Below are 23,698 nucleotides of genomic sequence, written 5' to 3'. Positions count from 1 at the left end.
GTCGGTCGGCGGAACGGTTCGGCCGCCCGTCCCGGCGCTAGCTTCGCGAACATGAGCGACTCCCGCAGCGGTATCCCCGACCCCGCCGGCCCCCGCCCGGCCGTCACCGAGCTGCGGATCTCCGCCTTCCGGGGCGTGCGCGGGCTGCGGCTGCCGCTGGGGCCGCTGACCCTCCTCGCCGGTCCCAGCGGCAGCGGCAAGTCGACGGTGATCGAGGCCTACGAGGTACTGGCCCGCCTGGCGTCCGGGGAGCGGCTGCGCGAGGTGTTCGGCGCGGCCCCCGGCGGCCCGCGAGCCTTCGTCCCGCAGCAGGCCCGCCCGGACGAACTCGGCCGCCGCGGCTTCCGTCTCGGCTGCACGGTCACCGGACCGGCCGGCGAGGTGCGCCTGGACCTCGCCGTCCAGGCCGAACCGAGCCTGCGGGTGGTAGGCGAACGCCTCGCCGACCACCGGCGCGTCCTGCTGGCGACGGCACTGCGCGACCCCGGCCGCCCTGTGGTCCAGGCCGAGTGGCACACCGCCGGAGTCAACGCGGTCACCCGCGCCCCGCTGCCCGACGACCAGCTGTGCACGGCGCTGCTGCCGCTGCGCGTCGCCGGCACCACGCAGGGCCAGCGACAGGTGCTCGCCGCCGCCGAACAGGTGGTGCTCGCCCTGCGGTCCGCGTTCCTCTGCGACCCCCGCCCGGAGACGATGCGCGAGACCGTCGCCGCCGGCGACGAGACGCTGCGCGGCTCCTGCGACAACCTCGCCGCCGTGCTGCGCAGGCTGCGCACCGAGTCCCCCGACGTCCACGCCGAACTGGTCGAGGCCGTCAACGCCGGCTGCGCCGCCGGGCCGCTGCGCGACCTGAGGGCGGAGGGCTGCGCGGGTCCGGAGGGCGGCATGATCCGGGCGGTCGCCGAACGCGTCGACGGCCGCCGCGTCCCGGTGGAGTGGTTCGCCGACGGCGAGCTGCGCCACACGGCCCTCGCCCTCGTCCTGCTCTTCGGCTCCCACGCCTGCCACGCCCGCGCCCCGCGCGAGGTCCCGCCGGGCCAACAGACCCTGATGGTGCTCGCCGACGGGCTCGACCGCGCCCTGGACGAGCGCCAGAGCGACGCGCTGCTGGCCCTCGCCGCCCGACGCTGCGGACAGGGCCGGGTCCGCCTGCTGGGCACCGTCGCCGACGCGGAAAGCGCCGCCCAGGTGCCGGGCGTCGACCTGGTCACGCTCGGCGGCCCGCGCCGCACCCGCCCGGCCGCGGCCGCCCCGCGCCCGGACCACCCCGCCGACGGCGCCGCACCGGCCGTCCCGCACTCCCGGGAGAGCCACCAGGCCGCAGAGGCGGAGACCGATCGGGTCGTCGCCCAGCCCGACCGGCGGGCGACCGGGCCGCAGACCGATGCCGAGCAGCCCGGGCCGCCGGCCCCGCGCCCGGCGGACAGTGGTAGACCTGGGGCATGAGCAGCAGTGCCCCCCGGCCGGCCGACGGCCCCCGACCCGATGTCGACTCCCTCCAGAAGCGCCTGGCCGACTTCGCCGCCGCCCGGGACTGGGGCCCCTACCACACCCCGAAGAACCTCGTCGCCGCGCTCAGCGTGGAGGCCGGGGAACTGGTGGAGATCTTCCAGTGGCTCACCCCGGAGCAGTCCATGCGGGTGATGGACGAGCCGGACCAGGCCCACCGGGTCGAGGACGAGATCGCGGACGTACTGGCCTATCTGCTGCAACTCTGCGAGGTGTTGGGCGTCGACCCGCTCACCGCGCTCGCCGCCAAGATCGACCGCAACGAGCTCCGCTTCCCGGCACCCGACCGCCGCGCGGCGTCCGACCGACGACACGGCGGCACAACCACGAATTAGCCCGACCGGCACCGGCGTTGCAGGATGGTGCGCATGGACCTGCGAATCTTCACCGAACCCCAGCAAGGCGCCGACTACGACACCCTGCTCACCGTCGCCCGAGCGACCGAGGAGCTGGGCTTCGACGCCTTCTTCCGCTCCGACCACTACCTCGCCATGGGCGACTCCGACGGGCTGCCGGGGCCGACCGACGCCTGGATCACCCTCGCCGGCCTCGCCCGGGACACCAGCCGCATCCGGCTGGGCACGCTGATGACCGCCGGCACCTTCCGGCTGCCCGGCGTGCTCGCCATCCAGGTCGCTCAGGTGGACGCGATGTCCGGCGGACGGGTCGAGTTCGGACTCGGCTCCGGCTGGTTCGAGGCCGAGCACACCGCCTACGGCATCCCGTTCCCCAAGGAGAAGTTCGGCCGGCTCGAGGAGCAGCTGGAGATCGTCACCGGCCTGTGGCGGACCCCGCTCGGTGAGACCTTCGACTACGAGGGCAGGTACTACCAGCTGAAAGACTCGCCCGCACTGCCCAAGCCGGCCCAGAACCGCGTCCCGGTGCTGGTCGGAGGGCACGGCGCCAAGCGCACACCGCGGCTGGCGGCCCGCTTCGCCGACGAGTTCAACATCCCCTTCGCCTCGATCGGGGAGACCGAGCGGCAGTTCGGCCGCGTCCGAGCCGCCGTCGAGGAGCACGGGCGGCGCCCCGACGAGTTGGTGTACTCCAACGCGCTTGTGGTGTGCGTCGGCAAGGACGACGGCGAGGTGGCCCGCCGGGCCGCCGCCATCGGGCGTGACGTCGAGGAGTTGAAGGAGAACGGCCTCGCGGGCAGCCCCGCCGAGGTCGTCGACAAACTCGGCCGGTACGCCGCCGTCGGCTCCGGCCGCGTCTACCTGCAGCTGCTCGACCTGACCGACCTGGACCACCTGGAGTTGATCTCCTCCCAGGTGATGTCCCAACTGCCGTGACCGTGCCACGACTTCCTCTCGCCGAAGCGCTGGCGAGGAGCACGGTCGTCCTGGACGGCGGGCTGTCCAACCAGCTCGCCGCCCAGGGCGCCGACCTGTCCGGTGACCTGTGGTCCGCCCGGCTCCTCGACGAGGCGCCCCACCAGCTGCGCACTGCCCACCGCGCCTACGTCGAGGCCGGCGCCCGCGTCCTGATCACCGCCAGCTACCAGGCGTCCTTCCGGGGCTTCGCGCGCCACGGACTGGACCACCGGGCCGCGCGCCGACTGTTCGCGCGCAGCGTCGAACTCGCCCGCGAGGCCGCCGGGCGCACGCCTGTCTGGGTCGCGGCCTCGGTCGGCCCCTACGGCGCGGTGCTGGCCGACGGCAGCGAGTACCGCGGCCGGTACGGCCTGAGCACCGCCGAACTCGTCCGCTTCCATCGGCCGCGCGTCGAAGCCCTCGTCGAGGCCGAACCGGACGTCCTGGCGCTGGAGACGGTCCCCGACGTCCGGGAGGCCGAGGCCCTGCTGACCGCCGCCCGGGGGCTCGGCGTGCCGCTGTGGCTGAGCTACACGATCAGCGGCGACCGGACCCGGGCCGGCCAACCGCTGCGCGAGGCGTTCGGGCTGGTCGTCGACGAGCCCGACGTCATCGCCGTCGGGGTGAACTGCTGCACCGCCGCCGACGCCGGCCGGGCCGTGCCGCTCGCCGCCGACGTCACCGGCCTGCCCGTCGTGGTCTACCCGAACAGCGGAGAGGACTACGACCCGGCCCGGGGCACGTGGCGGGGCCCGAGCACCTACCACCCGGAACTCGCCCTGCGCTGGCGCGCCGACGGCGCCCGACTCGTCGGCGGCTGCTGCCGCGTCGGTCCGGACCGGATCGCCGCACTCGCCGGACTCCTGTCACAGACGCCCTGACCGCCCGTCGGCGGAAAACCACTGGGACGCCACATCCGACCTCGGCATACTCGACCGGGTGTACCTGACCATCACTGCCGACGGCAGCCCCACCCAGCCCGCCACCGACCTCGGTTACCTGCTGCACAAACATCCCGAGAAGGTGCAGGACTTCAGCACCTCCTACGGGACGGCGCGGGTCTTCTACCCCGAGGCCACACCCCGGCGGTGCACGGCGGCGATGCTGTTGGAGGTCGATCCCGTCGCGCTGGCCCGCCGGGCCCGCCGTGGCAACAGCGGGCCGGACGCGAGCCTGTCCCAGTACGTCAACGACCGCCCCTACGCGGCCTCCTCACTGCTGGCCGTCGCGCTCGGCTCGGTGTTCCGCAGCGCGCTGCGCGGTACCTGCGCGGCGCGGCCCGAACTTCCGGGCCGGGAAATGGAGTTGCGCATCGAGGTGCCGGCGCTGTCCGCGCGCGGCGGCGGACTGGTCCGTCGGCTCTTCGAACCACTGGGCTGGCGGGTGCGCGCCGAGGCCGTACCCCTGGACGAGCGGTTCCCCGAGTGGGGTGAAGCCCGCTGTCTGCGCCTGAGTCTGGAGGGCACCGCCACACTCGCGGCCGCCCTCCGGCAGCTGTACGTCCTGCTCCCCGTGCTCGACGGCGCCAAGCACTACTGGGTCAGCCAGGACGAGGTGGACAAGCTGCTCCGTGCCGGCGAGGGCTGGCTGGAGCACCACCCGGAGCAGGCGCTGATCACCGCGCGCTACCTGGCCTACCGCCGGGGCCTGGCGCGGGAGGCGATGGAACGCCTGGAACTCGTCCGGCTCGCCGAGGCCGACGACACCACCGTCGGCGAACTGGACAACGCGGTCCCGCCGACCCCGGAAACACCGGAAGCCCCCGAGCCCGAGACCACCGGGACCACCGGGACCGGCGACACCGCCGCGCCCGTCTCCCTCTCCGCACACCGCCGTGCCGCGATCCTCGCCGCGCTCGGCGACTCCGGCGCGGCCCGGGTGCTCGATCTCGGCTGCGGCGAGGGGCGGTTGCTCGCCGACCTGGTCGCCGACCGCCGCTTCAGCGAGATCGTCGGCGTCGACGTGTCCACCCGGGCCCTGCGTATCGCCGCCCGTCGACTGCGACTCGACAGGATGGGGGAGCGGCAGGCCGCCCGGGTCAACCTCTTCCAGAGTTCGCTGAGTTACGTCGACAGTCGACTCGCGGGCTATGACGCCGCCGTGCTCAGCGAGGTCGTCGAGCACGTCGACCCGGCCCGGCTGCGCACGTTGGAACACGGCGTCTTCGCCGCCGCGCGGCCGCGCACGGCGATCGTCACCACCCCCAACGTCGAGTACAACGTGCGCTGGGAGTCGCTGCCGGCCGGCGAGCACCGCCACCACGACCACCGCTTCGAGTGGACCCGAGCCGAGTTCCGCCGCTGGGCCGAGGACGTCGCCGCACGCCACGGCTACACCGTCGCCCTCCGGCCGGTCGGCGAGGAGGACCCGGAGGTCGGACCGCCCACCCAGCTCGCCCTCTTCACCGCCACCGGGCCCGAGGAACCGGCCGACCGCGGCCGTATCGACGCGCGCCGGAAGGAGACCGCCGCATGACCAGGCTCGCCGTGCCCGACCTCTCGCTGATCGTGCTGATCGGCACCACCGGCTCGGGCAAGTCCACGTTCGCCGCCCGGCACTTCGCGTCCACCGAGGTGGTCTCCTCCGACGTCTGCCGCGGCCTGGTCAGCGACGACCAGAACGACCAGAGCGCCAGTTCCGACGCCTTCGACGTGCTGCACTACATCGCCGGCAAGCGGCTCGCCGCCGGCCGGCTGACGGTGGTGGACGCCACCAACGTCCAGTCCGAGGCCCGCCGACAGCTGCTGCGGCTGGCCAGGGAACACGACGTGCTGCCGGTGGCCGTGGTGCTCGACGTGCCCGAAGCGGTGTGTGCCGAGCGCAACGCCGCCAGGCCCGACCGCGCCGACATGCCCGCCCACGTCATCCCCCGCCAGCGACGCGAACTCCGCCGCTCCTTGCGTGGTCTGGAACGCGAGGGATTCCGGCGCGTGCACGTCCTGCGCGGAGTCGAGGAGGTCGAAGGCGCCGAGATCGTCCGCGAGCGCCGCTACAACGACCTGCGCCACCTCACCGGACCGTTCGACGTCATCGGTGACGTGCACGGCTGCCGCGCCGAACTGGAGGTGTTGCTCGAGCAGTTGGGCTACCGGCTCACCCGCGACGACACCGGCCGCGCGGTGGGCGCCCACCACCCAGAGGGCCGGACCGCCGTGTTCGTCGGCGACCTCGTCGACCGGGGCCCGGACAGCCCCGGCGTGCTGCGCCTGGTGATGGGCATGGTCGAGGCCGGCAGCGCGCTGGTCGTCTCCGGCAACCACGAGCAGAAGCTCGGCCGCCATCTGCGCGGCCGCAAGGTGCGCCTGGCACACGGCCTCGCCGAGACCGTCGAGCAGCTGGCACGCGAGGCCGAGGCCGACCCGGCGTTCCCCGCCCGCGTCGCGGAGTTCGTGAACGGCCTGATCAGCCACTACGTCCTGGACGGCGGCCGGCTGGTCGTCGCCCACGCCGGCCTGCCGGAGAAGTACCACAACCGGACCTCGGGCCGGGTGCGCGCGCACGCCCTGTACGGCGACACCACGGGCGAGACCGACGAGTTCGGCCTGCCCGTCCGCTATCCCTGGGCGGAGGACTACCGGGGCCGTGCCGCCGTCGTCTACGGCCACACACCTGTTCCGGACGCCGAATGGCTCAACAACACCATCTGCCTGGACACCGGCTGCGTCTTCGGCGGCGCGCTGACCGCCCTGCGCTGGCCCGAGCGGACCCTTGTCGACGTGCCGGCCGAGCGGGTCTGGTACGAGCCGGTGCGGCCGCTGGGCGGGGAGTCCCCGAGCGGCCGCCCGCTGGCGCTGACCGACGTCGCCGGCCGACGTGTCGTCGAGACCCGGCACCTGGGCCGGGTCGCCGTCCGCGAGGACAACGCCGCCGCCGCGCTGGAGGTGATGAGCCGCTTCGCGATCGAGCCCGGTCTGATGCCGTACCTGCCGCCCACGATGGCCCCCTGCGCCACCTCCCGCGAGGAGGGCTACCTGGAGCACCCGGCCGAGGCGTTCGCCGGGTACGCGCAGGCGGGCGTGCGGGAGGTCGTGTGCCAGGAGAAGCACATGGGCTCGCGGGCCGTGGCCCTGGTCTGCCGGGACGCGGCGACCGCCGAGAAGCGCTTCGACGCCCACGGCGGCGTCACCGGCGCCCTCTACACCCGCACCGGACGTCCCTTCTTCGACGACCCCGCCCTCACCGGCGCACTGCTGGACCGCCTCCGCGCGGCCGTCGACGCGGCCGGGCTGTGGCAGGAACTGGACACCGACTGGCTGCTGCTCGACGCCGAACTGCTGCCGTGGTCGGCCAAGGCGGCCGGACTGCTGCGCGAGCAGTACGCCGCGGTGGGCGCGGCCGCAGGCAGCGTCCTGCCGACCGTCGTGGCCGACCTGGAACGGGCCGCCGCGCGCGGACTGCCGGTCGGCGCCCTCCTCGCCGACCAGCGTGAACGCGCCGGCTGCGCGGCGGCCTTCACCGAGGCGTACCGGCGCTACTGCTGGCCGGTGGACGGCCTGGACGGCATCCGGCTCGCCCCCTTCCAACTGCTCGCGGTGGAAGGCCGCAGCCTGGCGGGCGAGCCGCACGACCGGCAGCTGGCGCTGATCGACCGCATGGTCGAGGCCGACCCCGGCGGCCTGCTGCGCCGCACCGACCGGCTGCTCGTGGACACCGGCGACCCGGCGTCCGTCGACGCCGGTACGAAGTGGTGGCTGCGCCTGACCGGGGCCGGTGGCGAGGGCATGGTCGTCAAACCCCTGCACCCGCTCACCCGCCGCCCGGGCGGACGGCTTGTCCAGCCCGGCGTGAAGTGCCGGGGCCGGGAGTACCTGCGGATCGTCTACGGCCCGGAGTACACCAGGCCGCGGCAGCTCGAGCGGCTGCGCGAACGGCATCTGGGCCACAAGGAGTCCCTGGCGCTGCGCGAGTACGCCCTCGGCGTGGAGGCGCTGGACCGCCTCGCGGCCGGTGAGCCGCTGTGGCGGGTCCACGAGGCGGTGTTCGCCGTCCTCGCACTGGAGTCCGAACCGGTGGACCCCCGCCTCTGAAGCAGCCCCCGCCGGGCCCGCCGTCCCCCGGGGCGGCGGGCCCGGCGTGTTGCCGTGGGGCGAAATCCCTGCGGCGCACTGGGCCAACGGCCGCCGCTCGGACAGGATGGGGAGATGGGATTCCACGTCGATTCCGAGGTCGGCCGGCTGCGTCGCGTCATCCTGCACCGGCCGGACCTGGAGCTGAAACGGCTCACGCCGTCCAACAAGGACGACCTGCTCTTCGACGACGTGCTGTGGGTGCGGCGCGCACGCCAGGAGCACGACACGTTCGCCGACATACTGCGCGACCGGGGCGTCGAGGTGCACCTGTTCCGCGATCTGCTCACCGAGACGCTGGACGTGCCGGCCGCCCGCCGGCTGGTGCTGGAGCGCGTCTTCGACGAGCAGGCGTTCGGGCCGCTGGCCGCCGACCGGCTGCGGTCCGGCTACGACGAGCTGCCGGCCACCGAGCTGGCGAACGTGCTCATCGGCGGCGAGACCAAGCGCGAGTACCTGGAACGGCAGCCGGAGCCCGTCTCCGTGCACTTCCACTCCCTGGCCATGGACGACTTCCTGCTGAACCCGCTGCCCAACCACCTCTTCACCCGGGACACCTCGGCGTGGATCTACGACGGCGTGGCGATCAACGCCATGCGCTGGCCGGCGCGTCAGCGCGAGACCGTGCACTTCGAGGCGATCTACCTGCACCACCCGATGTTCGACGAGGCGTCCTTCCGGGTGTGGTCCCGGGCCGGCAGCAGCCATCCGTCGACGATCGAGGGCGGCGACGTCCTGGTGATCGGCAACGGCGCGGTGCTGGTGGGCATGAGCGAGCGGACGACGCCGCAGGCGGTGGAGACGCTGGCCAGGGAGCTGTTCCGGGCCGGTTCCGCGCGGGTGATCGTGGCGCTCGACATGCCCAAGCGGCGTTCGTTCATGCATCTGGACACCGTGATGACCATGGTCGACAAGGACACCTTCACCCAGTACGCCGGTCTTGGCATGCTGCGCTCGTACACGATCGAGCCGGGCGGCTCGGGGGACGAGCTGAAGGTGACCGACCACCCGGCCGAGGAGATGCACCACGCGATCGCGGCGGCGCTCGGCGTCGGGGTGGTGCGGGTGCTGACCGCGACGCAGGACGTGCGGTCCGCCGAGCGCGAGCAGTGGGACGACGGCTGTAACGTGCTGGCCGTGGAGCCGGGCGTGGTCGTCGCCTACGAGCGCAACGTCACCACCAACACCCACCTGCGCAAACAGGGCGTGGAGGTGCTGGAGATCCCTGGCAGCGAGCTGGGCCGGGGGCGCGGCGGACCGCGCTGTATGAGTTGCCCCGTGGAGCGGGACGCGGTGAGCTGAGGTTGCCGGTGGCCCGAGGGGGCGGTCGGGCGGACCGGGGAACCTACCTGCATAGTGATGCGTTCATTCGTATATACTTCCGGTTCGAGTCCGTTGCACACGACCTAGGAGCGCCGCATGGCGACAGACCTCAAGGGCCGCCATTTCCTGAAGGAGCTGGACTTCACCGCCGAGGAGTTCCGCTCACTGGTCACGCTTGCCGCCGAGCTGAAGGCCGCCAAGCGGCTGGGCACCGAGCAGCAGCGGCTGCGCGGCAGGAACATCGTCCTGATCTTCGAGAAGGCCTCCACCAGGACCCGCTGCGCCTTCGAGGTCGCCGCCGCGGACCAGGGCGCCCGCACGATGTGCCTGGACCCGGCCGGCTCCCAGATGGGCCGCAAGGAGTCGACCAAGGACACCGCCCGGGTGCTCGGCCGGATGTTCGACGCGATCGAGTACCGGGGCAGCGCCCAGCACGCCGTCGAGGAACTGGCCGAGCACGCCGGCGTGCCCGTCTACAACGGACTCACCGACACCTGGCATCCCACCCAGATGCTCGCCGACGTGCTCACCATGACCGAGCACTGCGACAAGCCGCTGGAGCGCATCAGCTACGCCTACCTCGGCGACGCCCGCTACAACATGGGCAACTCCTACCTCGTGACGGGCGCGCTGCTCGGCATGGACGTGCGCATCGTGGCCCCGCGCGAGCTGTGGCCGTCCCCGGAGGTGACGGCACGGGCGCGTGAGCTGGCGGAGACCACCGGTGCCCGGCTGCTGATCACCGAGAAGGTGGACGAGGGCGTCGCGGGCGCGGACTTCGTCGCCACCGACGTGTGGGTGTCGATGGGGGAGCCCGCCGATGTGTGGGACGAGCGCATCAAGCTGCTCGCGCCCTACGCCGTCACCTCCGACGTGCTCGCCGCCACCGGCAACCCTGACGTGCGGTTCCTGCACTGCCTGCCCGCTTTCCACGACCTGGGCACCGAGGTCGGCAGGGAGATCCACGAGCGCCACGGGCTCACCGCGCTGGAGGTCTCCGACGAGGTCTTCGAGTCCGAGGCGTCGCTGGTCTTCGAGGAGGCCGAGAACCGCATGCACACCATCAAGGCCGTCCTCGTCGCCACGCTCGGCGACCAGCCCTGACCAGCCCTGACCAGCCCTGACCAGCCCTGAGCAGCCGGGCCCGGCGCTATTCGCGGCCGTAGCCGCGCATCTCCTCCTCCCAGAGCTCCTCGTCCGGGGTGCGCTGGTCGGGGCCCGGCTGTTCGTCGAACCAGGCCTCGTCGGCCTCACGGCGGTTCCCCACGATCGCCGCGATCGGCGGTATCAGCGCCGCGACCACGCACATCCCCACGGCGATCGGGACGGAGACAAGCCGCACGAAGACCGTCGCGCTGAGGAACAGCGTCAGACACACTGTCATCAGCGCGAAGTACCGCCGACGCCGTCGTGCGTACATACCTCCACACTACGACCGGCCGGCGGGCGGGGACAGCTTCTCGGCGAAGGCGGGCGGCGGGCCCGGCCCTCGGGGTGTAACAGTCGGGTGACCGTGGCCCGGGCCGTCATCCGCATGCCGTCGTCACCGGCCGCCGGTGCCGCTCATCGCCTCCATGTCCATGTACACGACCTCCCAGTGGTGGCCGTCCGGGTCCTGGAAGCTGCGGCCGTACATCGGGCCCTCGTCCATCGTGTCGCCTGCCGGTCCGCCGCCGGAGGCGAGCGCCTTGTCGCACAGCTGGTCGACCTCCGCGCGGCTGTCGGCGCTCAGACAGAGCAGCGCCTCGGTGGTGGTGCCGGTGTCCGCGATCTGCTTGCTGGTGAACCGCTTGAAGAACGGCTCGGTGAGCAGCATCGCGTAGATGGTGTCGCTGAAGACCACGCAGGCGGCGTTCTCGTCGCTGAAGTCGGGGTTGATGCCGAAGCCGAGCTCGGTGAAGAACTTCTTGCTGACCTCCAGGTCCTTGACCGGAAGGTTGACGAAGATCATGCGGGCCATGACGGTGCTCTCCTCTGCGGTACTCCGGCCGCCACGTGCCGGCGGTCGGTGCGTTCAAAGAGGTAGACGGCGGGCCTTCGCGGAACTCATCGCTCGGCGCGGGGAATCCTCGAGAGGTCTTCGCCGCCCCCGCCGGTGCCTCGGCGGGGGCGGCGCGGTGAACCGGGGTGGCGCGCTGCCGTGGCTGCGTCCACCGCCCCACCCCGGTGGTCCGTGGGTTCCTCAGCCCGCCGGGGCGGGCGCGGCGTGTGCATGGTCGTGCGTCGCCGGTTCGTGCTCGCAGGCCTCGTCCAGGCCGTACGTCTCCCAGGCGGGGAACGGGTCCTGCCCGCCCGCGACCGTCTCGCCGTCGGCCAACAGGCAGTCGGCCAGCGCCTTCTGGAGAGCGGCGGCGCGCAGCTCGGTGCCGATGAACACCAGCTCCTGGCCCTGGGACGCGGGGCCCTGCGACGCGGAGGCCTGGGCGCCGCCGGGACCCGCGTCGCGGGCGCCGGAGGGCTCGAAGCGGGCCACCGAGCCGGCCTGCGACCACAGCCCGGTCACCCGCGGCCGGCTGGCCAGCCAGAAGAAGCCCTTGGAGCGCAGCACCCGCCCGAACTCGCCGCTGTCCATCCGTTCGGTGACAAAGCGCCACAGCCGCTGCGGGTGGAAGGGCCGGTCGGCGCGGAAGACCGTGCTGGAGATGCCGTACTCCTCGGTCTCCGGAACGTGGTCGCCGTTGAGCTCCATGACCCACCCGGGGGCCTGCTGGGCCTTCTCCAGGTCGAACAGCCCGGTCCCGAGCACCTGCCGGAGGTCCACCCGGCCGAGCGTGGCGGGCACCAGGCGGGCGGCGGGGTTGAGCCTGCTGAGCGCCGCGCGCAGCCGGTCCGCGTCGGCGGCGCCGACGAGGTCGAGCTTGTTGAGCACGATGACGTCCGCGAACTCGACCTGGTCCATCAGCAGGTCGCTGACGGTGCGTTCGTCGTCCTCGTACTGGTCGAGTCCGCGCTCGACCAGCCCGTCCCCGCTGTTCAACTCGTGCAGGAAGTTGGCGGCGTCCACGACGGTGACCATGGTGTCCAGTCGGGCGAGGTCGCCGAGCGTGGCGCCGTCGTCGCGTGGGAAGGCGAACGTCGCGGCGACCGGCATCGGCTCGGAGATCCCGCTCGACTCGATCAGCAGATGGTCGAAGCGGCCCTCTCGCGCCAGCCGGTCCACCTCCTCCAGGAGGTCGTCCCGCAGGGTGCAGCAGATGCAGCCGTTGGTCATCTCCACCAGCCGCTCCTCGGTGCGGGACAGGGCGGCCTCACCGCCCCTGACCAGCGCGGCGTCGATGTTGACCTCGCTCATGTCGTTCACGATGACCGCGACCCGCAACCCCTCGCGGTTGGCCAGCACGTGGTTGAGCAGCGTGGTCTTGCCGGCGCCGAGGAAGCCGGAGAGCACGGTCACCGGCAACCGGTGGTCGTCGTCCGCCCGGGGCATCGCGTTCAGCCCTCCGGGCGCAGCAGGCCGCGCTCGTACGCCTTCACCAGGCGCTGCGGAACCATGTAGACGCTGCCGTCCACGGTCACCGGGACGAGCTGCGGGGTGGTCGCCTTCCACTGCGCGCGGCGGTGGCGGGTGTTGCTGCGCGACATCTTCCGCTTGGGTACGGCCATGGGAGTCCTCCGGGAGTCCTGCTGCGTGGGCCTCCGCACCGTACCTGAAAACGGTTCTCGTTTCTAAATCGAGGTCCCGTCATGGTCTTCCGCGGGCGCCCCCAGTTCCACGCCCGCCCTCAGCTCCACGGCCCTCAGCTCCCGGCCCTCAGCTCCACGGCCTGACCGCGAGCCTGATCCGGGCGCCGTCGCCGAGGATCGGGGCGGCCGTCGGCGGCAGAGGCACGTGCGCGACCCACACCCCGGTGCGCGGATCCTCGTCGCCCAGCGGCGCCCCGCTCGGCGCGTGATCCTTGATCGCACCCGGGATGACCGAGTTCCAGGCCGCCCGGATCTCCTCGCCCGACTCCGCCGCGCGCAGATCGACGACAAGGGTGTCGGCGAAGTCCGCGGCCTGCTCCAGATGGTCGCGGAAGCGGAGCAGGCCGTGCCGACCGCGCAGCGAGAGGACGCGCAACTGGAGCGCGTAGCGCATCGCCGGACTGCCCGGCGGCCGGGGCAGACCACTGCCGAGGAAGACGTCCGCCAGCGGCGTCCGGCCGTCCGCCCGGGCGGAGGATCCCGGCGCGTCCAACTGGACGGGACACCAGTGCGCGGCCAGCCGCTCGTGCATGACGATCGGCAGACCGCGCACCGACAGCATGACCTCGGCCTGCCAGGTGACACCCGACTCCGGCGGAAGCCGGTAGTCGACGAGGGACACCTCGATCCTGCGGTCCCCGAACAGGAAGCGCCGCAGGTTCTCGTACCCCTCCTCGGAGTTGACCAGCCCGTAGCGGCCGCTGTGGCTGCGATGCACGAAGACGACGTGCGAGCCCGGCACGTACGCGTTCTCGATCTTCACCAGGCCGTCGCTCCGAGCACCGACCGTGGCCGCGGACAGCCCGAAGGCGACGTCGTAGTCCGCCGGGTTCGTCCCCACCAGGCAGAACACCCGGTCCTTGGGGAAGGACAGCTCTCCCTCCGGCATCTGCCGGGCGTCCCAGTCCCTCGGCGGACCACCCGGCACCCGGCGGGCCTCCGCCGTCAGGTACTCGTACATACGGCGCGGACCGAAAATGTCCGCGCCCTTGACCCCCGTCACGTCCCGCAGCTTCTCCAGCACGCCGTAGCCGACGTCGAAGGTGATGCCGCCGTGCGGGGTGCCGTAGGTGAAGAGGGTGTCGACGTAGTCCGTCGGGTCGCGGCCCATGTCGGGAAGGACCTTCTGGAGCAGGCAGCGGGCGATCAGACCGCCCATGGAGTGCGCCACCAGATGGACACGCGGCGCACCGCTCCTGGCGCGCAGCCGTTCCACCAGTCGCAGCAGGTCGCGCGCCGCCGACTCCAGCCGGAACCGCTCGGGCCGCTCGTCCCACGTACTGGCGTACCGGTCGTAGAAGCGGTGCACCCAGATACTGTCCGGCGGCACCTCGTCGTGCGCGTCCAGATACGCCTCCTGGCCGCCCTCCACCAGGACGTGGTAGCCCTCGTCGAGATGGAGCCGCAGCAGCGGACTCTCGAACTGGTGGAACGTCGGCTCGTTCCGCGCGCCCACCCGCACATGCGTGGAACCCTCGTTGAACCCGTAGAACGGGTCCTTCACGGCGCTGTTGATGCCCGACGTGTCGCCGGCGAAACCCCTGACGTACACGATCGGAAACCTGCTCCTGCCTGCCACGGTTCCTCCACGAGGCGGCCGACTCGGCCGGATGGAGGAGTGCAGGCGGGGCGCTCGCCGCGAGGCCGGGCGGAGGGGCGACTCCGCCCGGTGGCTCCGCCTGACGACGCCCCGGGCCGGTTTCCCACCGGTCGAGGTGGGGACACTTCGACCGTACGTCGGCACCATGGGCCGTGCCACCGGATGCCACCCGCGGACGGGGGCGTGGCGGCCCGCCGGCGAGGCGGGACGCCGCCGGTCGGCCTGAAGCCGGCGGCGTCCCCCACTCCTGGCTCAGCGCCGGCGCCACAGGGCGGGGGCCGACGGCGGCTCCCAGCCGGGCTGGGCGGTGTGTGCCTGAAGGCACTCGTACGTCGCGCCGGAGTAGGTCACCCGGTCCCCGACGCGGTAGGCGGTACCGACCGCCCAGGTGCCGCCGGTCGGCGTGGGCGACGGCTCGCCCGGCCCCTGCCGCAGATTGAGCACGAAGTCGAAGCTCGCCTCCCGCGCGGAACCCACCTGCCGGACGTCCATCAGCAGCGCCGGGTTGAACAACTGGTCGGTCGCGTTGCGCGGCTCGTTCGGGAAGTACAGCTGCGTGGTGAGCACCGGACGGCCCGGCGCCTGCGCCTTGACATGAAGATGCCGCGTCCGGCCCGGGTACAGGCCTGGGACGATCGTCTCCAACCGGAAGGCGCCCCGGGAGTCGGTGAACTGGTGCCCCCGGTAGCGGAACCCCCGGTTGTCGTAGGCGCCGTTCACGTCCGCCTGCCAGAAGTCCAGCAGCACGCCGGAAACCGGCTGGCAGCCGAGCCCGAACACGTACCCGGTGAGCGTGAGCCGCACACCCTGTGCGCCGGGCTCCAACAGGGACGTGCGGCGAGGCGAGTTGGGTTTGAAGTAGGGGCCCTCCATCTGCGGTGGGGTGGGGTCGTCACCGTCGTCGCACATCGGCGTGGGGACCAGCGGGCGCTCGCTCGGCGCGGCGTCCCTCGCGAGCGCCGCACCGCCGAGCGCCGCGGAGAGCGGGACGGCGGCAAGCGCCACCTTCAACAGCCCCTTCCGGCTGATGCCGCCACCCGGCGACTGCTCCGACTCCTGTTCCTCCTGCACGAACGCCTCCTGTGTCTGTGGGGGGAGGGGGTCCCGCAAGACGCTAGGAGACCTCGCCCCGCCCGGCGATGGACTGAACAGGGCAGCCGTGGTGACCAGCCCGGGTCGGCCGGCCCCGACGGCGGCGGGGGCCTCAGCGGCGTGCGGAATCCGCGGGTCGCGCGACGGCCGCCGGCGGAAGCCGGCCCGCGCGGCGGAAGGCGCCGGGGCTGATGCCGGTCTCGCGGCGGAAGAAGCGGCAGAAGTAGGCGGGGTCCGGATAGCCGACACGCCCGGCCACCCGCCGCACGGACAACTCCGTCGCGACCAGCAGCCGTTTGGCCTCCCGAACCCGCGCCTCCCGCAGCAGCTGGCTCGGCGTCCGGCCCGTGGCCCGCTTGACCGACTCGGTGAGGTAGCCGCCGCTGACCCCGAGCCGGGCGGCGTGCTCACCGACGGACAAGCCCACGCCGTCCGGCAGGGCGAGCCGTCCGAGGAAGTCCCGCGCCAGCTCCCGCGCCCGGTCCTCCACCGGCGGCCGGCCCGTGCCGTCGGGCGCCTCCGGCGCCCCGCCGGCCGGTGCGGCGACCGACCGCGCGGCCCGTACCAACAGCACGTGCAGCAGCGACTCCAGCACCGAACGGTGGCCGTTCGCACCGCCCTCGTGCTCCTCCCGCATCTCCCGCAGCAGGGCGGTCAGCCCCCGCGCCTGTTCGTCCGAGAGGGGCAGCAGCGGTTGCGCGCTGAGCGAGCGCAGCAGCTCCTCGTCCTCGGGGTGGGTCAGCAGGAAGTCCGGGTTGAACAGCACGACCCAGCCGGAGAGTTGACCCGACAGCTCCCAGTGGTGGACCTGGCCGGGCCAGATCACACACAGCTGCGGCGGCCGCAGCGGCCGGCACACCGAGTCCACCACATGGCGGCCGGAACCCTCCGCGACGTACACGACTTCGTGGAAGGAGTGCCGGTGCGGGAAGGAGGCACGGGAGAGCGGACCGATCGTGTCGAAGGTACCGAGCGCGAACGGCAGCAGATGCGGCGCGGGCACGTCGAGCCGGTGCAGCGGCACGGGATCCGCGGACACCCTCGGCCGGTCCGGGGCACGGGTCATCCCTCCACGGTAGGCGTCGCACGCCGCCCCGACCGTCCGAACGCGGAGATGTCCCCTCCACGTCTCGCAGCGGGTTGTTCAGCGGTGCGGCGAGCCCTCCAGCGGGAGGCGCAGAGCCGACCGTCCGACCCGCTGCGCGGAAAGGAGCAAACCGCCGTGACCTCCGGGCCCGGCTGCCGCCCCGCCGCCGTCGCAGGGCGGCGGACCCTACGAGCCGGCTTCCGCGTGCTCGCGCAGTGTCCGGCTGACCTCCTCGTCGCCGGTCTGCTCGAAGCGCTCGTACCACTGGCCGACCGACCGGAAGTCCGACGGCTGGTGGAGGCAGACGAGGCCGTCGGCCTCCGCGCGCAGCTCCGCCGCCGCCTCTGGCGAGCAGACGGGGACGGCGAGGACCAGCCGGTCGGGCCGCCGCCGTCGCAGATGCCGCAGCGCGGCACGCGCGGTGACGCCGGTCGCGAGCCCGTCGTCGACGAGGATCACGGCCCGCCCCTCGACCTCGGGCGCCGGCCGGTCACCCCGGTACAGCAGCTCCCGACGGTGCAGCTCGGCCCGCTCCCGGGCGACGTCCGGCCCGAGCCGGTCCTCGCTCAGGTCGAGCATCCGCAGCGCCCGCCGGTCGAACAGCGGCGGGTCCTCGCCCGCGATCGCGCCGATACCGGTCTCCGGGTGGCCGGGGAGACCGATCTTCCGCGCCACGACGACGTCGAGCGGAGCCCCGAGGGCGGCGGCGACCTCACCGGCCACCGGCACACCCCCGCGCGGCAGCGCCAGGACAAGCGCGTTGACGAGGTCTCCGTCGCCCGCCCACTCCGTCAGCCGCGCGCCGAGTTCCCGCCCGGCGTGCCGGCGATCGCGGAATCTCATGACCACCGCCGCCTCTCCTCGATCGAAGTCCGGCGCCGATCCCGGCAGGAGCGGACGCCTGGTGTGCCCGGCTCCGAGTTCCCGTGCCCGTCGGGAGCAAAACGGCGGGGCGGTGGTCCCCGTCGAACATCCCCGACCGGCTTCGGCCCGCCCCTCCGGCCCGCGGCCGCTCACCGTGTCTCGCGCGCCGTGATCCCGAGCCAGCACCCCCAGCCGACCAGCTGGGGCAGCCAGTAGCTCCAGATCCGGTACACCAGCGCGGCGGCGAACGCCTGTCCCGGGTGCAGGCCGTAGACCACCAGCAGACCCGTCAGGCTCGCCTCCGCGATGCCGATCCCGCCCGGTGTCAGGCGCGCGCTGACCGGGATCTGCACCAGCCCGTACGCCAGCAGCAGGCCGCCCCAGGGGACCGGGACGCCCAACGCCCAGAGGCTGGCCACCAGACAGGCCGCGTCGAACACCCAGTTCAGCACGGCCAGCCCTACGGGCCACAGCCACGGCCGTACCCCGGGCCGTACCCGCCTGGCATGCGTCACCAGTCCCCGCGCCGCCTTGCTCGCCGCCCTGGCCCGGCCGTACCGGGCCTCGACGCGCGCCCAGCCGCGGCCCGTGGCCCGCCGGACGACGGCCGACCGCAGCGCGATCAGGCCGATGACGGCCAGCGCCGCCAGCGCCGACAGCACGGCCAGCAGCGCCGGGCCGGGTCCCCGGGAGCCGGCCGTCAGGGCGCCCACCGCGATCACCGTCAGCAGCGCCAGCGCCGACAGCGCTCCCGAGACCACCAGCACCGCCGCGGTCAGCGCCTCTCCCGCCCCCCGGCGTCGCAGCTGGTGGTAGAGCCAGGCGACGGAGAACGCCGCGCCCGCGGGCAGCACCCCGGCGATCGCGTTCGCCGACAGCACCAGCGGCACCATCCCGGCCGTGGTCATCCGCAGCCCGCCGGTGGCGAGCAACCACCGCTGCATCGCGGCCAGGCACACCAACGCGGCGGCCTCGCACAGCAGGGCCACCGATGCCTTGGCGGGATCGATGCGCGCCAGCAGTTCAACGGCCCGGCGCAGTTCCCCCTGTTGCGAGACCACACCCAGCAGCGCGGCGGTGAACAGCACCGCGGCCAGCAGCCACCACAGCCAGCCGATTCGCGCCCACCGCGCCCCCGAAGCGCGGCCGCCACGTGTCATGGCCGATGCTCCGCACCCACAACCGCCACGTACAGCACATCATCGACGCTATCGCGGGAATCCCCGCCCCGCGCTTCCTGCGCCGCCGGGCCGGGGTCGGGGGCGCTTCGGCCCGGACTATTGACCGGCCCGAAGCCCGGCCCTACGTTGTCGGGAATTTGAGAGCGCTCTCAGAGGGGCTGCGTATGAGAATTCCACGAACCGTCTCGGTGCTGACAACGGCGGCTCTGGCCGCCACCGCGCTGGGCACCGTCGGCAGCGGTGCCGCTTCCGCCGCCACCATCGAGGTGGGCAGGGGCAGTTACAGCGACGTGCGCCCCGCCGGCACCCAGGGACCGTCGAACAACACCGGCCAGCCGGTGAAACCGAAGGTCACCCCCGCCATGGCGGACACCCCCGTCCCGACGAACGACTGGTGGTCCTCGCTGGCTTTCCAGCGCTTCGCCGGCAACCCGTGGTCGGAGAACATGTACGGCCACCCCCTCACCTACAAGGCGGTCTCCGGCGGCCTGGAGGTCGGCTACCCGACCACGCACCGGATCGTGGGCGAGGGCCGCCAGTACGAGTTCCCGCACAAGGCCGACCTGACCCTCGGGCTCGTGGGCCTCAACTCGCCGGACGCGAAGGCGGACGGGTGGAGCGACTGGACCGTCAGCCCCTACTGGAGCGACGGCACGCGCAGTCTGCGCACGACCATCGGCCACGGCCTCCCGTACGTGTACGCCGAGGGCACCGGAGGCGCGGCGCGGATCGGGGCGGCGGCCCCGCCGACGGTCTTCGCCGACGAGGGCAACGTCCTCGGTGTCACCGTCTCGGGGCGTCACTACGCGCTGTTCGCCCCGAGCGGCAGCGACTGGACCGTATCCGGCAACGAGATCCGGGCGGATCTGCGCGGCAGGGACTACTTCTCCCTGGCTGTCCTCCCCGGCAGGGAGGCGCTCGCCGACTTCACGAAATACGCCTTCAGCTTCGTCACCGGATCGAAGGTGGACTGGGACTACCGGGAGGGGGACGGCGAGATCAGGGCGACCTACTCGCTGACCACCGAGGCGAAGGAAGGGACCCGGACGGGCACCTACCAGGCGCTCTACCGCCACCAGTGGCTGCACACCGGCGACCCCCTGACCTCCTACCGCTACGTCTCCCCGCGCGGCGAGATGAAGGTCCGCGAGGGCACGACCTTCTCGACGACCCAGAAGGTGAACGGCGTGCTGCCCGGCCTGCCGAGCGCCGCGGGCGTCGACAGGGCGAAGCTCAGGACCTACATCAACGAGGTGCTGGCCCAGGGCGACCCCTTCAGCGGCGCGGTCGACACCTACTGGACCGGCAAGGCACTGGGCAAGCTCGCCCAACTCGTGCCCCTCGCGGACCAGATCGGGGACAACGCGGGCCGCGACAGACTGCTGACCCTGATCAAGGGCCGGATGGAGGAGTGGTTCACGGTCGGCGGCCCCTCCGAGTTCTCCTACGACAAGGACTGGCGGACCCTCATCGGGTATCCGGCCTCCTACGGCAGCGACCAGGAACTCAACGACCACCACTTCCACTACTCGTACTACGTGATGGCCGCCGCCATCGTGGCGCAGTACGACCCCCGGTGGGCCGCCGACTCGGAGTGGGGCGGCATGGTGAAGGAACTCGTCAAGGACGCCGCCAACCCCGCACGCGACGACCGCAGGTACCCGTTCCTCCGAGGCTTCGACGTCTACGCCGGGCACAGCTGGGCCGCGGGCCACGCGGCATTCGCGGCCGGCAACAACCAGGAGTCGTCCTCGGAGTCGATCAACCTCAGCGCCGGCCTGATCATGTGGGGTTCGGCCATGGGCGACAAGGCGCTGCGCGACCAGGGCGTCTACATGCTGACGACCGAGTCGGAGTCGATCGCGCAGTACTGGTTCGACGCCGACCAGCAGGTCTATCCGAAGGACTTCGGCCACGACGTCGTCGGCATGGTCTGGGGCAGCGGCGGCGCCTACGCGACCTGGTGGACCGCCAACCCCGAGGAGATCCACGGCATCAACTTCCTTCCCATGACCGGGGGTTCGCTGCACCTGGCACGCGAGAAGGCCATGCTGAGGCGCAGCGTGGCCGAGATGGAGAGGGAGAACGGCGGCCCGGCCGACGAGTGGAAGGACATCTTCTGGCAGGTCCAAGCCCTCTACGACCCGGCCGGGGCCATGGGCTACTGGAACCGGTGGAACGGCGGCTACGAGCCCGAGGCCGGCGCGAGCAAGGCCCACACCTACCACTGGGTGGCCACGATGAACTCCATCGGCTCGCCGGACATGACCGTCACGGCCGACTCCCCGACCGCCGTCGTCTTCGAGAGGAACGGCACCAGGACCTACGCCGCGCACAACTACACGGCCGAGGCGTGCTCGGTGGTCTTCTCCGACGGCGGAGTGCTGAACGTGCCGGCGAGGTCCACGGCGTCCGGCGCGGGCCGCGACACCGAACTCGGCACCAGCTGCGGCACGCCCGCCGCCGACGGGCCCAGCGCGCCCGGCACTCCGGTCGCCGACGCGGTCACCGACACCTCAGTCAAGCTGACCTGGAGAGCGGCGACAAGCGACAGGGGCATCAAGGACTACGACGTCCTCCGCGGCGCCACCAGGGTCGCCACGGTCACCGGGACCACCCACACCGACACCTCGCTGGCCGCCGGCACCAGGTACACCTACAGCGTCAGGGCCCGCGACACCGCCGACCGGGTCGGCCCGGCCAGCGGCACCGTCACCGTGACCACCACCGGATCGACGCCGCCGGCCACGGGTGACACCTTCTACCCGCGCTCCGGCGGCCGGCTGGCCGCCGAGGCGGCCACGACCGCCTCCTCGGACACCATCCCGTCAGCGGGCGGCGCCAACCGCGACGGAACCCCGCACAACCCGCTGGTCTACGAGGTGCGGAACGTCAACGGCACGCTGAAGTCCGGCTCCGACACCGCCTTCACCTTCAAGGTCGACGCCGGCACCCACGTCGGCCACGCCCAGCAGGTCCGGGTCTCCTACGACCTGACCGGCGACGGCACCTTCGACCGCGTCGAGACGTTCCGCTACTTCGCCACCGACCCCGTCCCCGGCTGGGAGGACTACTCCTCCGCCCGGCAGGGAACGCACTCCTCCTCAGGCGCCCTCGGCGACCTGAAGAACGGCACCATCCGCGTGGAGGTGTGGAGCGCCCTGGGCAACGCCCCGTCCACCCTCCAGGTCGGCAGAGGATCCGTCCTCACCATCCCCTTCACCTGATTCACCTGACCGCCGACCCGGCCCGGCCCGTGGGGCCCCAACCCCGCGGGCCCGGGCCCCTTGCGGTTCGACCCGACGTAGGGCGGCACGGGGCGGCGAGGCTGGCCAAGACGGCGAGTCCGGCCGGGTGTCGGGCCGTCATACCCGCGGGGCGGTCGGAGTGTGGCGGCGGCTGAGCGACTCTCGGCGCGACCGGAGAAAACACGGCATAGCCGTCAACGTGCCGCTGAGAGAACGGCGTTCACCCTCCGGGGGAGTACATTCGCCGAGATCGAACACGCCTCCGGAACGAGAGAGCAGATCTTGAAGCCAAACCTCGCAAGACCGCGTCGCGGACTACTGGCGGTGGTAGCAGCCGTGGCCCTGGTCGCCACCGGCCAGACGCCGGCGCAGGCCGCCACCGCTCCGAGCCTCGGTGACTACGAGCTACGTCCGGCCACCAACCAGGCCGAACTGATCGACCGGGTGAGGAAGCTGGACGACGAGCTGCCGAGGCTCGGCGTCCAGAACATCCTGGGCACGGCCAACCGCACCGCCGTACAGAGCGCCAGCTCCCGTACGTGCAATCCCGATGCGGTCAAATCCCTCCAACTGCGCGGCGTCAGCTACTGCTTCGACGGCCCGGACTCCGGCAAGCAGGGGGTGCCCGTCGAGTGGATGCCGCAGGGCATCACCACGGTGGCCGACGCCCAGGACGACCAGCTGTGGGGCAGCAAGAGGGCCATCCTGACCAGCTGGTACGACAAGTCCCCCGCGGACGGCGGGCAGTCCGGCGGGGACGCTGACAAGGTCAAGGGCTGCCGGGTCACGTTCCTCGATCCCGACACCCTGAAGTACCGGCACGTGCTGCTGGCCTACCCGTACATCAACAGCTACGGCAACCCGACGTACATGAGCCTGCGCACCACGCAGAAGTCGGAGTACGACTCGCTGCACTGCGGGGGCATGACCTGGTACGGCAACTACCTCTACGTCGCGGACACCGCGCGGGGGTTCCGGGTCTTCGACATGCGCTACATCTTCGACCTGGAGACCGCCGAGAACGGCGACACCGGTGACAAGTCCCGGATCGGCCGCCACAGCGGCGTGTACCACGCGCACGGCTACCGGTTCGTGATGCCGCAGGTGGCGGCCTGGACCAACACGACCGCGCGGCAGAAGTGCACCGTCGGCGGCGGCTCCTCGTTCTCCTTCGTCGGGCTGGACCGCAGCGGTGTCGACCACCTCACCACGGGAGAGTTCTGCGGGGACAAGGTGGCGAACGGCGACCCCGACAAGATGGGGCGCGTGGCCCGCTGGCCACTCGACGGCGCGACCGGCCGGCCGGCCCTGAGCGGCGGCCTGTGGAAGGCCGACGCCGCGTACAGGCTGCCGATCTCGAACATCCAGGGCGCGGTGTCCTACAACGGCATCTGGTACCTCAGCCGCAGCCAGGGCCAGTCCAACGGCGTCCTGTACGCGACCAGGAGGACCACCTCCGCCACCGGGACGCTGGAGATCGCCAGTGCCCACCGGGCCGGGGTGGGCGTGGAGGACCTGTCCCACTGGCCCACGCCGAGCGGCGGACCGGGGAAGCTGTGGACGGTGACCGAGTACGCCGGCAAGCGGCTGATCTACGCCTGTGAGATCTCGGCCCTCAACGACCCCGCGAGGAACACCGAGATCTGCGGACCCTGGTCCGACCCGCCGCAGTAGGAACCCCCTCCCGCCTGCACCACGGCCCCAGCGTGGTGCAGGCGGGAGGGGGTTCCT

Annotated in this window: 19 protein-coding genes; 10 read left to right on the top strand and 9 right to left on the bottom strand. The window is 72.5% G+C overall.

Annotated features, from left to right (window positions below):
* Positions 1–51: 51 nt before the first annotated feature.
* From FNX44_RS07370 to argF, 8 genes are all read left to right on the top strand, one after another.
* Positions 52–1,446, top strand: coding sequence for an AAA family ATPase (locus tag FNX44_RS07370; RefSeq protein ID WP_181353620.1), 1,395 nt, complete (start codon positions 52–54; stop codon positions 1,444–1,446).
* On the top strand, positions 1,443–1,844 hold the full coding sequence (locus tag FNX44_RS07365) for a nucleotide pyrophosphohydrolase (RefSeq protein WP_143647170.1): 402 nt from the start codon (positions 1,443–1,445) through the stop codon (positions 1,842–1,844). Before FNX44_RS07370 ends, FNX44_RS07365 begins: the two co-directional genes overlap by 4 nt.
* Positions 1,845–1,877: 33 nt before the next feature.
* Positions 1,878–2,801: an LLM class F420-dependent oxidoreductase gene (locus FNX44_RS07360; protein ID WP_143647169.1), complete on the top strand. Its 924-nt coding sequence runs from the start codon at positions 1,878–1,880 to the stop codon at positions 2,799–2,801.
* A 2-nt stretch (positions 2,802–2,803) separates the two neighbouring features.
* Complete coding sequence (mmuM, locus tag FNX44_RS07355) at positions 2,804–3,703, top strand: homocysteine S-methyltransferase (RefSeq protein ID WP_143647168.1); 900 nt, start codon at positions 2,804–2,806, stop codon at positions 3,701–3,703.
* 58 nt (positions 3,704–3,761) lie between these two features.
* The gene (locus FNX44_RS07350; protein WP_143647167.1) at positions 3,762–5,297 is read left to right on the top strand and encodes a 3' terminal RNA ribose 2'-O-methyltransferase Hen1; all 1,536 of its coding nucleotides are present in this window, start codon (positions 3,762–3,764) and stop codon (positions 5,295–5,297) included.
* Positions 5,294–7,849: a polynucleotide kinase-phosphatase gene (locus tag FNX44_RS07345; protein ID WP_143647166.1), complete on the top strand. Its 2,556-nt coding sequence runs from the start codon at positions 5,294–5,296 to the stop codon at positions 7,847–7,849. The genes FNX44_RS07350 and FNX44_RS07345 overlap by 4 nt, the downstream gene beginning before the upstream one ends.
* 114 nt (positions 7,850–7,963) lie before the next feature.
* Complete coding sequence (locus tag FNX44_RS07340) at positions 7,964–9,190, top strand: arginine deiminase (RefSeq protein ID WP_143647165.1); 1,227 nt, start codon at positions 7,964–7,966, stop codon at positions 9,188–9,190.
* Positions 9,191–9,307: 117 nt separating this feature from the next.
* Positions 9,308–10,315 carry an ornithine carbamoyltransferase gene (argF, locus tag FNX44_RS07335; RefSeq protein ID WP_143647164.1) on the top strand — a complete coding sequence of 336 codons (1,008 nt, stop codon included), beginning with the start codon at positions 9,308–9,310 and terminating at the stop codon, positions 10,313–10,315.
* A 46-nt stretch (positions 10,316–10,361) separates the two neighbouring features.
* Here argF and FNX44_RS07330 read toward each other — a convergent pair whose 3' ends face one another.
* The 9 genes from FNX44_RS07330 to FNX44_RS07290 all read right to left on the bottom strand — a co-directional run bounded on the left by FNX44_RS07330 (position 10,362) and on the right by FNX44_RS07290 (position 18,698).
* Entirely contained in the window at positions 10,362–10,631 is a 270-nt protein-coding gene (locus FNX44_RS07330) for a DUF3099 domain-containing protein (protein WP_143647163.1), read from the bottom strand.
* A 123-nt stretch (positions 10,632–10,754) separates the two neighbouring features.
* Positions 10,755–11,171, bottom strand: a complete 417-nt coding sequence (locus FNX44_RS07325) for a VOC family protein (RefSeq protein ID WP_143647162.1) — start codon at positions 11,169–11,171, stop codon at positions 10,755–10,757.
* Positions 11,172–11,393: 222 nt separating this feature from the next.
* A complete protein-coding gene (locus FNX44_RS07320; RefSeq protein ID WP_143647161.1) occupies positions 11,394–12,638 on the bottom strand; it encodes a GTP-binding protein in 1,245 nt (414 codons plus the stop codon).
* Between the two features lie 5 nt (positions 12,639–12,643).
* The gene (gene rpmF, locus FNX44_RS07315) at positions 12,644–12,814 is read right to left on the bottom strand and encodes a 50S ribosomal protein L32 (RefSeq protein ID WP_143647160.1); all 171 of its coding nucleotides are present in this window, start codon (positions 12,812–12,814) and stop codon (positions 12,644–12,646) included.
* Between the two features lie 148 nt (positions 12,815–12,962).
* Positions 12,963–14,447 carry an esterase/lipase family protein gene (locus FNX44_RS07310; protein ID WP_323369108.1) on the bottom strand — a complete coding sequence of 495 codons (1,485 nt, stop codon included), beginning with the start codon at positions 14,445–14,447 and terminating at the stop codon, positions 12,963–12,965.
* A 300-nt stretch (positions 14,448–14,747) separates the two neighbouring features.
* A complete protein-coding gene (locus FNX44_RS07305) occupies positions 14,748–15,566 on the bottom strand; it encodes a carbohydrate-binding protein (RefSeq protein ID WP_143647158.1) in 819 nt (272 codons plus the stop codon).
* Positions 15,567–15,699: 133 nt separating this feature from the next.
* Positions 15,700–16,653, bottom strand: coding sequence for a helix-turn-helix transcriptional regulator (locus FNX44_RS07300; RefSeq protein WP_228449722.1), 954 nt, complete (start codon positions 16,651–16,653; stop codon positions 15,700–15,702).
* 207 nt (positions 16,654–16,860) lie between these two features.
* Entirely contained in the window at positions 16,861–17,517 is a 657-nt protein-coding gene (locus FNX44_RS07295; RefSeq protein ID WP_143647157.1) for a phosphoribosyltransferase, read from the bottom strand.
* 170 nt (positions 17,518–17,687) lie between these two features.
* Complete coding sequence (locus FNX44_RS07290) at positions 17,688–18,698, bottom strand: lysylphosphatidylglycerol synthase transmembrane domain-containing protein (protein WP_153506978.1); 1,011 nt, start codon at positions 18,696–18,698, stop codon at positions 17,688–17,690.
* Between the two features lie 185 nt (positions 18,699–18,883).
* Here FNX44_RS07290 and FNX44_RS07285 point away from each other — a divergent pair, with 185 nt between their 5' ends.
* The gene (locus FNX44_RS07285) at positions 18,884–21,946 is read left to right on the top strand and encodes a glycosyl hydrolase (RefSeq protein ID WP_143647156.1); all 3,063 of its coding nucleotides are present in this window, start codon (positions 18,884–18,886) and stop codon (positions 21,944–21,946) included.
* A gap of 345 nt (positions 21,947–22,291) precedes the next feature.
* Complete coding sequence (locus tag FNX44_RS07280; protein WP_181356296.1) at positions 22,292–23,641, top strand: hypothetical protein; 1,350 nt, start codon at positions 22,292–22,294, stop codon at positions 23,639–23,641.
* Positions 23,642–23,698 lie beyond the last annotated feature (57 nt).

This window comes from Streptomyces alkaliterrae (assembly GCF_007097205.2).
Taxonomy (GTDB): Bacteria; Actinomycetota; Actinomycetes; order Streptomycetales; family Streptomycetaceae; genus Streptomyces; species Streptomyces alkaliterrae.
The sequence above is the reverse complement of the archived record's forward strand: the minus strand, read 5'-3'. Positions and strand labels throughout refer to the sequence as shown.